At 70.8% G+C, this 11214-nt stretch carries 9 protein-coding genes; 1 reads left to right on the top strand and 8 read right to left on the bottom strand.

Features of this window, described 5'->3' with window-relative positions:
* Positions 1-119: 119 nt before the first annotated feature.
* A complete protein-coding gene (locus GXW71_RS30075; RefSeq protein WP_367617398.1) occupies positions 120-1358 on the bottom strand; it encodes an ABC transporter substrate-binding protein in 1239 nt (412 codons plus the stop codon).
* A 260-nt stretch (positions 1359-1618) separates the two neighbouring features.
* Here GXW71_RS30075 and GXW71_RS30070 point away from each other — a divergent pair, with 260 nt between their 5' ends.
* Entirely contained in the window at positions 1619-3073 is a 1455-nt protein-coding gene (locus GXW71_RS30070; RefSeq protein WP_211856414.1) for an N-acyl-D-amino-acid deacylase family protein, read from the top strand.
* A 154-nt stretch (positions 3074-3227) separates the two neighbouring features.
* On the opposite strand, the gene GXW71_RS30065 is transcribed toward GXW71_RS30070, so the two are convergent.
* From GXW71_RS30065 to GXW71_RS30035, 7 genes are read right to left on the bottom strand one after another with little or no spacing between them, the layout of a single operon-like run.
* Positions 3228-4283, bottom strand: coding sequence for a winged helix-turn-helix transcriptional regulator (locus tag GXW71_RS30065; protein ID WP_211856413.1), 1056 nt, complete (start codon positions 4281-4283; stop codon positions 3228-3230).
* 8 nt (positions 4284-4291) lie between these two features.
* Positions 4292-5824 carry a class I adenylate-forming enzyme family protein gene (locus tag GXW71_RS30060; protein ID WP_211856412.1) on the bottom strand — a complete coding sequence of 511 codons (1533 nt, stop codon included), beginning with the start codon at positions 5822-5824 and terminating at the stop codon, positions 4292-4294.
* Between the two features lie 24 nt (positions 5825-5848).
* Entirely contained in the window at positions 5849-6607 is a 759-nt protein-coding gene (locus tag GXW71_RS30055; protein ID WP_211856411.1) for an SDR family oxidoreductase, read from the bottom strand.
* Positions 6604-9003: a xanthine dehydrogenase family protein molybdopterin-binding subunit gene (locus GXW71_RS30050; RefSeq protein ID WP_211856410.1), complete on the bottom strand. Its 2400-nt coding sequence runs from the start codon at positions 9001-9003 to the stop codon at positions 6604-6606. Before GXW71_RS30050 ends, GXW71_RS30055 begins: the two co-directional genes overlap by 4 nt.
* Positions 9000-9761: an N-acyl homoserine lactonase family protein gene (locus GXW71_RS30045; RefSeq protein ID WP_211856409.1), complete on the bottom strand. Its 762-nt coding sequence runs from the start codon at positions 9759-9761 to the stop codon at positions 9000-9002. The genes GXW71_RS30050 and GXW71_RS30045 overlap by 4 nt, the downstream gene beginning before the upstream one ends.
* Positions 9758-10240 (bottom strand): (2Fe-2S)-binding protein, encoded by a 483-nt coding sequence (locus GXW71_RS30040; protein WP_211856408.1) that lies wholly within the window; start codon positions 10238-10240, stop codon positions 9758-9760. The genes GXW71_RS30045 and GXW71_RS30040 overlap by 4 nt, the downstream gene beginning before the upstream one ends.
* Positions 10237-11115, bottom strand: a complete 879-nt coding sequence (locus GXW71_RS30035; protein WP_211856407.1) for an FAD binding domain-containing protein — start codon at positions 11113-11115, stop codon at positions 10237-10239. The genes GXW71_RS30040 and GXW71_RS30035 overlap by 4 nt, the downstream gene beginning before the upstream one ends.
* Positions 11116-11214: the final 99 nt, after the last annotated feature.

Raw genomic sequence — 11214 nt, 5'->3', positions numbered from 1 at the left:
GCGGCCGCGGCTGCGCGGCGGCGGGAAGCGCGGTCGAAGCGAGCAGCGCGCCGCCGCCCAGAAGGGCGGCCCTGCGGCCGGCGAAAGCGATCGTCATCGTCGTTTCCTCTGCTCTTCTGTTATCGGCGTATCAGCGGGCAATTGCCTTCCGCCATCGGGCGGAAGGCCTCCGCGGCCGGCACCGTTCCGGCGAGCTTGTAGTAGTCCCAGGGGCCGCGGCTTTCGCTTGGCGCCTTCACCTCGAAGAGATGGGCGGGGTGGATCTTGCGCCCATCGGCGCGCACCTCGCCGGGGCCGAAGCAGTCATCATCGGTCGGCATCGCCTTCATCCGCTCGATCACCGCGCGGCCGCTCTGCTTCGTCGCGGCGGCGCCGAGTTCGGCGGCCGCCTTCAGGTAGTGGGTGACGGCGGAATAGGTACCGGCATGCTCCTGGTTCGGCCAATTGGCCGGCGTCTTCGATCGCACGCGGTCCATGAAGGCGCGGGTGCGGTCGTTCAGGTCCCAGTAGAAGACCTCGGAGAGCAACAGCCCCTGCGCGGCCTCGAGGCCGATGGCGTGGATGTCGGTCGTGAACATCACGAGGCCGGCAAGCTTCTGCCCGCGCCGCGCCAGCCCGAATTCGCGCGCCTGCTTGATGCAGTTCACGGTGTCGGCGGCAGCCGTCGCGAGGCCGACGATCTTCGCCCGGCTCGCCTGCGCCTGCAGCAGGAAGGCGGAGAAATCGGTGGTGCCGGGGAAGGGGAAGCGGGCGGAGCTCAGCACCCGCCCGCCGGCCGCCTGCACGAAGCGGCCGGTGTCGCGCTCCATCTGATGGCCGAAGCCGTAATCGGCGGTGATGAAGTACCAGGTGTCGCCGCCGGCGCGCACTGTGGCGCGCCCGACCACATTCGCGAACATCCAGGTGTCGTAGGTCCATTGGATGGTGTTGCTGCTGCACTGCTCCCCGGTCAGCGCGGAGGTCCCGGCGCCGGAGGCGAGCTGCACCTTGTCCTTCTCCCGCGCCAGGTTGGCGACGGCGAGTGCGATCGCGGAGTTGTTCACCTCGCAGACCATGTCGACGCCGTCCTGGTCGAACCAGCGGCGGGTCAGTGCCAGCGCCGCGTCGGGGCGGTTCTGATGGTCCGCCTGCAGCACCTCGACCTGGATGCCGCGCGCGGCGAGGCCGAGATCCTCGACGGCCTGGCGCGCGCAGACGACGGAGGTGGGGCCGGAGGTGTCGCGATAGGGGCCGGTGAAATCGGCCAGCACGCCGATGCGGATGGTGGTGTCGCGCGTCTGCGCGCGGGCCGGCAGCGGCGCAGCCGCAGCCAGCGCCGCACCTCCCGCCAGGAGCTGGCGGCGGTCGAGCATCATCATGCGCTTCCTTCCCTCGCCGGCCCGGTTGTTCCGGCCGCGTTGCCCCGATGCTGCGATGCCGGGGGGAATTCGACAAGGCCATCCGGAGCAGATCCCGTTCGGATGGCCTCATCCGAACGGGCGAAGATGCTCGCCAAAACAACGGGCTAGACCGGAACCGGTCTAGCGTTCACGGACGCGGCACGCCATCATCGGCACTTCCTCCGTGCGTCCCATCCACACCCCCGGGCGCGCCACCACCATCGGGACAAGCGATCGCCATGGCCCTCCGCTGCGACCTCATCATCCGCGACGCCACCATCTATGACGGCACCGGCGCCGCGCGCTTCATCGGCGATGTCGGCGTCACCGGCGATCGGATCGTCGGCGTCGGCGACCTCGGCGGCGCCTCCGCGGACCGGGAAGTGATCGCGACCGGCAAGGCGATCGCGCCGGGCTTCATCGACGCCCATACCCATGACGACCGCGCCGTGCTCTGCGGCCCGGAATGCACGCTCTGCAAGATCAGCCAGGGCGTCACCACCGTCGTGGTCGGCAATTGCGGCGTCAGCCTCTCGCCGCTGCGGCTCTCCAAGCGCCCGATCCCGCCGCTCGACCTGCTCGGCGATGAGACCTGGTGGAACTTCGACAGCTTCGGCGACTACGCGCATGCGCTGAAGACCAAGGGCGCGGAGGTGAACACCTACGCCCTGGTCGGCCACCAGACCTTGCGGGTGGAGGCGATGGAGGGCGACGTCTACCGCCCGGCCAAGGATGGCGAGATCCACCGCATGCACCAGCGGGTGAAGCAGTCGCTCGCCGAAGGCGCCTCGGGCTTCTCGACCGGGCTCTATTACCCGCCGAACGCGGCGGCGACGACTGAGGAGGTGATTGCGGTCGCGGAGGCGCTGCGCCCGACCCAGGGCCTCTACTGCACCCATATGCGCGACGAGGCCGACCAGGTGCTGGCCTCGATCGAGGAGACGCTGAAGATCGGCAAGCGCGCCGGCGTGCAGGTCTGGATCAGCCACCACAAATGCTCGATGCCGGAGAATTACGGCCGCAGCACCCAGACGCTCGCGCTGCTGCAGGCCGCCGCCGCGATGCAGGACGTGGCCTACGACATGTATCCCTATCCGGCGGGATCGACGGTGCTGATGCCCGACCGTCTCCGCGACGACGTCCGCGTCATCGTCACCTGGTCGGTGCCGCATCCGGAGATGGCGGGCAGGGACCTCGGCGAGGTCGCGCGCGGCTGGAACATGGACCGCAAGGCGGCGGCCGAGAAGCTGCTGCCGGCCGGTGCCATCACCTTCCAGATGGATGAGGAGGATGTGCGCCGGATCATGGCGCATCCGCTCTCGGTCATCGGCTCGGATGGCATCCCGCACGACGCGCATCCGCATCCGCGGCTCTGGGGCACCTTCCCGCGCGTGCTCGGCTTCTATGCGCGCCAGCTCGGCCTGTTCTCGATGGAGACGGCGGTGCACAAGATGACCGGCCGCACCGCCAAGCTGTTCGGCATGGTCGATCGCGGCGAGATCCGCGAAGGCGCCTTCGCCGACCTCGTGCTGTTCGACCCGCACACGGTCATCGACGCCGCGACCTTCGAGGAGCCGAAGCTCCCAGCCCTCGGCATCGAGCAGGTCTGGGCCAATGGCGTCGCGACCTTCGCCCAGGGCACGGGCGCGACCGGCGAGAAGCCCGGCCGCCTGATCACCCGCCACAAGAGCTGATGCAAGCGGCCTTGATCGTTGACGATCAAGGCCCCCTCAGACGCCGGGCGGACGGCATCCGCCGCCCTTGGCTTCGCCGGACTACCGGCGGGCCGCATTCGCGGCCTCGGACCGGTCAAGCGACCGGTCCGTTGGTATGAGAGCCCGCGCGGGATCAGCCGGCGGGATCCTCCGCCGGCGCGTCCTCGGGGGGGAGCAGCGCCGGCGGATGGTCGGCGCGCAGCGGTTTGTAGGTGAGCCGGTAGCGCATGTCGCGCGGGTTGAGCGGCTGGCGGCAATGGTCGCAGGCGATGATCGGCGCGAAATCCCGGCCGCAGGTGAAGTGGCGCAGGATCAACGGCTTTTCGAAGCCCAGCCACTGGTCGCCCCAGCGCAGCATCTGGATCAGCGGCAGATAGAGGTCGCGCCCCATCGCGGTGAGCTTGTACTCGTGCCGCTCCGGCAGGTCCTGGTATTTCACCCGCTGCAGGATCTTCTGCTCGACCAGACGGTTGAGCCGGTCGGCCAGGATATTGGGTGCGATGCCGAGCCGCTCCTGGAAGGCGTCGAAGCGTCGGACGCCGAAGAACAACTCGCGCAGCACCAGGAAGGTCCAGCGATCGGCGAGGATGCCGAGGGTGCGCGAGACGGAGGAGGGGCGCCCCCGCTCGAAGGTTGCGACGCCGGCGCTGCGGCGGCGCTGCGGCATGTCGGGTGCGGGGGAGGATCCGGCGCCCGGCCCGTCGCGGAAGGCGACCGTCCGCGCGGTGATCGGCTCGCGGCAGGCGGAGCAGAGCGTCTCCGGATGGCATTCATGCCCGCAGGTCGCATGGATCAACCGGAGCGGCGGCGGCTTGCCGCCGGCCAGCCAGTCATCGCCGAAGCGCAGCATCGCCAGCATGACGAGATAGAGGTCGGAGCCGCGCTCGGTCAGGCGGTACTCGAAGCGCGCCGCGGTGTCGGAGAGCGGGCGGCGTTGGATCACCTCGGCCTCCGCCAGCCGGGCGAGGCGGTCGCTGAGCGTGCTGCGCGGCATGTGCAGCACCGCCTGGATCTGGTCGAAGCGCCGCGCGCCGAGATAGACCTCGCGGAGCACCAGGAAGGCCCAGGCATCGGACAGGATCGTCAAGGTGCGGTCGACCGAGCAGTTGCGCACCATCGGGCGCGCGGCGGCCCCGGGGGATGGCCGCGCTGCGGCGGAGGCAAGCCGCAGGGGAGAGCTACGCGCCATAGGACCTCTTAGACCGCGCGGGCCGCCTCCTTCAACTTGAAGCGCTGCACCTTGCCCGACCCGGTGCGCGGGATCTCGGCCACGACCTCGACCGCGTGCGGCGCCTTGTAGGCGGAGAGCCGCGTCCGGCAATGCGCGATGATCGCCGCCGCGTCGATTTCCTGCCCAGGCCGCGGCACGACGAAGGCGACCGGCACCTCGCCCAGGGCCTCATGCGGCAGGCCGACCACCGCGCAGTCGAGGATGGCGGCGTGCTGGAAGATCGCTTCCTCCACCTCCGCCGGCGCGACGTTCTGGCCGCCGCGGATGATGACCTCCTTCAGGCGCCCGGTGATGGTGAGGAAGCCGAAGCGGTCGCGTCGCGCGAGGTCGCCCGTATGATACCAGCCGCCCTGCAGGGCGCGCGCTGTCTCCTCGGGCTTGCCGTGATAGCCGAGCATGACGTTCGGCCCGCGGACGATCAGCTCGCCTTCGGCGCCGGGGTCGAGGTCGCGCCCCTCCGCATCGACGATGCGGGCGAGCAGCCCGTGCAGCGGCAGGCCGCAGGATCCCGGGAAGCGGCCGCCCTCCGGCGCATTGATGGTGACCATCGTCGAGGTCTCGGTGATGCCGTAGCCATCGAGCAAGGTCACGCCGAACCAGTCCTCGAAATTCCGGTTGAGGGTACCCGGCAGCACCGCCCCGGCCGACAGGCAGATCCGGACCTTGCCGAGGCTGCGGCGGCCCTCCGCCTTCGCCTTTTCCAGCATGTAGTGGAAGACGGTGGGCACGCCGGGCAGCATGGTGACCGGCTCCTCCGCGAGCAGCGCCGCCATGCGGGAGGTGGAGAAACTCTCCATGATGTATTCGGAGGCGCCGGTCGCGATGACGCTGACGACCGCGAGGTTGAGCGCATAGCTGTGGTAGAGCGGCAGCGAATTCAGGATGTGGTCGCCTTCGCGCAACCCGGCGACCGGCACCCAGCAGGAAGCGGTCACCCAGAGCATGCCCTCGAGCGACAGCACCACGCCCTTGGCGCGCCCGGTGGTGCCGGAGGTGTAGACGATGAAGCCCGGCTGCTCGATCCCGTCCGGGTCGCGCGGCTGGGACGGCGGCATGGCGGCACCGGAAGCGAAGGGCGCGCCGTCGCCGTCCTGATAGGGGATCGGCCGCGGGTCGATGGCATGGGCGTCGCAGAGTGCGCGCAGCGCCGGGACGCGGTCGGGGCGCGTGAAGACCGCGACGCATTGCGCATCGGCCAGGCGATAGGCGATCTCGTCGTCCGTCGCGTCGAAGCTGATCGGCACCGCGATCGCGCCGGCGCGCAGGATCGCGACGCAGGCCTCCACCCAGTCCACGGAATTGGGCAGGTGGATCGCCACCCGCTGCCCGGCCTCGATGCCGGTCTGCTGCAGATAGGCCGCGATAGCAGCGGTCCGGGAGGCGAGGGCGCCGTAATGCACCTCACGCGTCCTGTCGCGGAAGGCTAGCGCCTCCGGCCGCCGCGCCGCCTGGCGGCCGAGGAGCTCCCCGATCGGCGCGATGAGATCGGTCCTGATCATCCTGTCCTCCTCACACCCTCGCCCTCAGAGCATCGCGAAGCCGCCATTGACGCTGATGGTCTGCCCGGTGATCCAGGCCGCTTCGGCAGAGGCGAGGAAGGCGATCATCGGGGCCACGTCGCCGGGCTGCCCGATCCGCTTCAGCGGGTAGTTCTTCACCATCTTGGGCAGGTTCTCCGCCAGCCAGGCCGGATCGGAATGCGCCGATTGGATCATGCCGAGCGTCACCGCATTGCAGGTGATGTCGTGGCGGCCAAATTCGCGGGCGAGCGACTTGATCAACGCGATGGTCCCCGCCCGCGCCGCTGCCGCCATCGACAGATTCGCCTCGCCCACGCGGGAGCTGTCGCCGCCGATCGAGATGATCCGCCCGCCGCGGCCGGCCGCGATCATCCGCGGCAGCGCCGCCTTGGAGGTGTTGACGGTGCCGAGCAACCCGATGTCGATATGCCGCTTCCACTGCTCGGGCGTGGTGTCGAGGAAACGGACGCGCTCCGCGACGCCGGCATTGTTGACGACGATGTCGATGCCGCCGAAGGCCGCGGCCACCTCGTCGACCATCGCGCCGGTCTCCGTGAGGTCGGCGATGTCGGCTCGCCAGGCCCTGGCCTTGCCACCGGCCGCCACGATCTCCGCGACCAGTGCCTCGGCCGCGGCCGCGCTCGACTGGTAGTTGATCGCGACCGCGGCGCCCTGGGCCGCGAGCGTCAGCGCGATGTCGCGCCCGACATCGCGCGCGGCGCCGGTGACGAGGGCGACCTTGCCGTCGAGGGAGAGATTCATGCGCCTGTCCTTTGTCCGGGATTCCGCAACCGCGCGGCCTCGACCATCCGGAAGATGCGGTCGGGCGTGACGGGCAGGGTGTCGACCTCGATGCCGAGGGGCGAAAGGGCGTCGGCAACGGCATTGGCGATGGCGGCCGGGGCACCGATGGTGCCGCCCTCGCCCATGCCGCGAAAGCCGCCGAGCGTTGCCGGCAGGACAGCCTCGACATGGACGATGCCGATCTCGGGCATGCCGGTCGCGATCGGCACGAGATAGTCGGCGAGGCTGGCGGTCACGCACTGGCCGTCATCATCATGCACGACTTCCTCGAGCAGTGCGGCGCCGATGCCCTGCGCGACGCCGCCCTGCACCTGGCCGTCGACGATCAGCGGATTGATGATCCGCCCGCAATCCTCGGCGACGACGTAGCGGGTGACGGTGACGCCATAGGTCCCGGGGTCGATCTCCACCATGGCGAGATGCGTGGCCGAGCCAGCGGTGCCGAGATAGGGATCGTAGGTCTCGGACGCCGTGAGCTCTTCCCGCTGCTCGCGCGGGATGCGGCCCATCCCGGCATAGACCGCCTGCGCGACCTCCTGGAAACTCATCGAGGTGTTGGAGGAGCGGGCGCGGATGATCCCGCCCGAGGCCTCCAGCGCCTCGGCTGGCACGTCCATCAGATGGGCGGCCGCCCGCAGCAGCTTGGCCTTCACCACGCGCGCGGACAGGGTCGCGGCGCCACCGGCCAGCACCGCCGAGCGGCTGGCATAGGTGCCGCTGCTTGCCGGCAGCAGGGCGCTGTCGCCGTGCTGGACCTCGACATCCTCCATCCGGCAGCCGAGCTCATCGGCGATGACCTGCGCCAGCGTCGTCTCCAGCCCTTGGCCGTGCGAGGCGATGCCAAAGGCGGCGGTGACCGCGCCGGTGGCGTCGATGCGGATAGCGGCGGTCTCCGTGCCGGTGTTGATCGGCATGCCCGGCGCCACGGAGATGCGGGAGCCGATGCCGGTCAGCTCGGCATAGCTCGCGAGCCCGATGCCGACCCAGCGCCCGGCCGCGCGCGCCGCGTCGCGGGCGCGCAGCAGCGCGGGGTAGTCAGCGTGATCGCAGGCGGCAGCCAGGCATTCCTGGAAGGCCGAGCGGTCCCAGACGATGCCAGAGGCGGTGCGGTAGGGGAATTCGGGGGCGGTCACCAGGTTGCGGCGCCGGATCTCCATCGGATCCATGCCGAGCTTCCGCGCGGCCATGTCGATCAGCCGCTCCATCGCGAAGGTCGATGATGGCCGCCCGACGCCGCGATAGGGGCCGGTCGGCGGCTTCGGGGTGAGCACGCCGCGGACGCGGCCGCGGTAATGCGCGAGGCGGTAGGGGCCGGGCAGGAAGCTTGCGACCTGCACGGGCTCCAGTGCACCGGTCCAGGGGTAGATCGAATAGGCGCCGATATCGCCGGTCACCTCGGCGCGGAGCCCGAGCAGCATCCCCTCCGCATCGAGCGCGAGCTCGGCCTCGATCACCTCGTCGAAGGCCTGGCTGGTGGCCGAGAGGTCCTCCAGCCGGTCGCTGGTGAACTTCACCGGCCGCTCGAGCCGGCGCGCCAGCGCCGCGACCAGCATCTCCTCCTGATAGAGCGAACCCTTGCCCCCGAAGCTGCCGCCGACATCGGGCGCGACCACGCGCAGCCGGTTGCCGGGCAGCTCGAGGCAGCCCGCGAGCACGTCGCGGATGATGCCGGGGATGTTGGTGGAGGAATGCAAGGTCAGGGCGGCGCGGCCCCGATCCCATGCCGCGAGGTAGCTGCGGTTTTCCATCGCGACCGCGGTCTTGCGGGTCATCCGGAAGCGGCCGCCCACGATGACCGGCGCGTCGCGGAAGACCGCGTCGACATCGCCGCGGGCGAATTCGCGGGCGATGATGACGTTGGTGCCGGCATCCTCGTGCAGCAGGGGCGCGCCGTCCGCCGCCGCATCCGCCGCGCGGATCGCGAAGGGCAGCGGCTCGTAGTCGATGGCGACGAGCTCGAGCGCGTCCTCGGCGACATAACGGCTCTCGGCGAGCACGGCGACCACGGGCTCGCCGACATAGCGCACCGTGCCGCGCGCCAGCGGCCAGATCGGCGTCGCGTGGTATCCCGCCATGCGGGAGGCCGGGATGGCCGGGCGGATCATGCCCTCCAGATCCCTGGCGTCGAACACCGCGACGACGCCGGGCAGCGCCAGGGCCTCGGTGGCACCGATGCCGCGGATGCGCGCATGCGGCTGGTCACTGCGCCGGATCGCGACATGCAGCGCGCCGGGCGGGGTGAGGTCGTCCACATAGCGGCCGGCGCCGGCCAGCAGGCGCGGATCCTCGGTGCGCCGCACGCGCTGGCCGACCAGCTTGGGCCGCAGCTCGACCGCGTCAGGCGCGCCGGTCATTCGTAGAACGCCTCGCCGGTGCGGAGGCTCCGCCACTGCGCGTCGTCATGGCCGAGGATGACCGTCGTGCCGCCCGCGCGGATGCGGCGGATCTCGGCCAGCGCCGCGGCCGCCTTGCCGGCATCCCAGCTATTCCGGGGCGCATGGCCTTCCGTGAGATTGGCGTCGAGCGGCGCCGCGTCGGATGCGAGGAGGAAGCGGCCCGCCTTCTCCAGCGCGACCAGCGCCGCCGTCGTCCCCGGCGTATGGCCGGGCATCGGGATCAGCACGATGCGGCCGTCGCCGAAGACGTCGTGCTGCCCGTCGAAGGTGGTGTAGCCCTGCGGCTGGTCCCATTCGCGCGGCAGGAAGCCCTGGCCGACGGCGCCTTCGGCCTTCGTCGCCGCCAGCTCCGCGGCGTGGCAGGTCAGGGTGGCGCGGCGGAAATGCTCGTTGCAGCCGCAATGGTCGGGATGCAGGTGGGAGCAGATGACGAGGTCGATGTCATCGGGCGCCAGGCCGAGTCGGGGGAGCTGGTGCAGGACGCTCTGCTCCGGCTGGAAGATCGGCGTCATGGCACGGGCGACCCCGCCCCAGCGCGCTTCCGCGTCGGTCGCCGCATCCGGGCTGCAGCCGGTATCGAACAGCACATTGCCCTGCGGATGCCGCAGCAGCGCGCAGGAGACGGGCAGCTCGATCATCTCCTCCCGGGGCGCGCCGGGATGGTAGATCGATCGGCGCATGCGCAGCCGGCCGCCGGAGAGGATGTGCATCCTCATGCCGGCTTCCCCCGTTCCCGGACCAGCGCCCGCACCGCGTTGACGATGTGCTCGTAGCCCGTGCAGCGGCAGATGTTGCCCGACAACGCCTCCCGGATCGCGGCGTCGTCGCCGAGGTCGTGATGGCGCAGCATGTCGAGGATGGTCATGACGAAGCCCGGCGTGCAGAAGCCGCATTGCAGCGCATGATGCTCGCGGAAGGCCTGCTGTATCGGGCCGAGCGCCGCGACCGTGCCCTGCCCCTCGATGGTCTCGACCTCCGCGCCATGGGCCTGCACCGCGAGCATCAGGCAGGACCGCGCGCTCCGCCCGTCGAGGAGGATGGTGCAAGCGCCGCAGACACCATGCTCGCAGCCGACATGGGTGCCGGTCAGCCCCAATTCGTGGCGCAGGAAGTCGCTGAGCAGCAGCCGCGGATCGACGCGGCGTGTGTAGGACTGGCCGTTGACGGAGAGGGTGATGTCCGCGCGCCCGGTCATGCCGCCAGCCTTTCCCGGGCGCGCGTCCAGGCGCCGCGCAGCGCCCGCCCGGCGAGCACGCCGGCGAGGTGGCGGCGATAATCGGCCGAAGCATGGAGGTCGGCATTGGGCGCGATGGTGGCGCGGAGCGCCTCGACCGCGGCGTCGATCGCAGCCTCGCCCATGTCGCTGCCGTCCAGCGCGGCTTCCGCCTCGGGCATGCGCATCGGCCGGTCGCCGACGCCCATGACGGCGATGCGTGGGCCGGCGGCCCGCCCATCCTGCCGGTCCACCGTCACGGCGACCGCGGCCAGCGCGTAGTCGCCATGGCGGCGCGCGAATTCCTCGAAGCCCCAGCCGGTATCGGCGGGGAGCGTGTCCATCTCGATCTCCGTCACCAGCTCGTCGGGCTCCAGCGCGGTCATCAGCGGGCCGAGGAAGAAGTCCCGCGCCGGCAGCCGGCGCCCGCCGCGTGGCGTCGCGGTCTGGACGGTGCCGTCCAGCAGCAGCGCGATCATCGGCATCTCCGCCGCGGGATCGGCGTGGCAGACACTGCCGCAGAAGGTGCCGCGATTGCGGACGGTCAGGTGCGCGACATGCCGCATCGCCGCATGCAGGACCGGGACATGCCGGGCGATCACCGGATCCGCCGCGGTGGTCCGGTGGCGGACGAGCGCACCGATGCCGAGCCGGCCGCCCTGCTGCCGGATGCCGGCGAGGTCCGGGATGTGGTTGATGTCGACCAGCAGGGATGGCTTCACCAGCCGGAAATTCATCATCGGCATCAGGCTCTGCCCGCCGGCGATGACCTTGCCGTCGCCGCCTGCATCGGCCAGCGACTGCACGGCATGCGCGACGCTTTCGGCCCGCAGGTAGTCGAAGGGGGCGGGCTTCATGCCGGCGAAACCGGGCGCGGAGCGCGCTGCGCCGTCACGGCGCGCGACACTTCGGCCTTGCCATCCTGCGCCGTCCGCTTCGACACGGGCGCCTCCCTG

This window comes from Plastoroseomonas hellenica (genome assembly GCF_018129085.1).
Taxonomy (GTDB): Bacteria; Pseudomonadota; Alphaproteobacteria; order Acetobacterales; family Acetobacteraceae; genus Plastoroseomonas; species Plastoroseomonas hellenica.
Note: the sequence above shows the minus strand (reverse complement) of the source record. Positions and strands in the feature narration are given on the sequence as shown.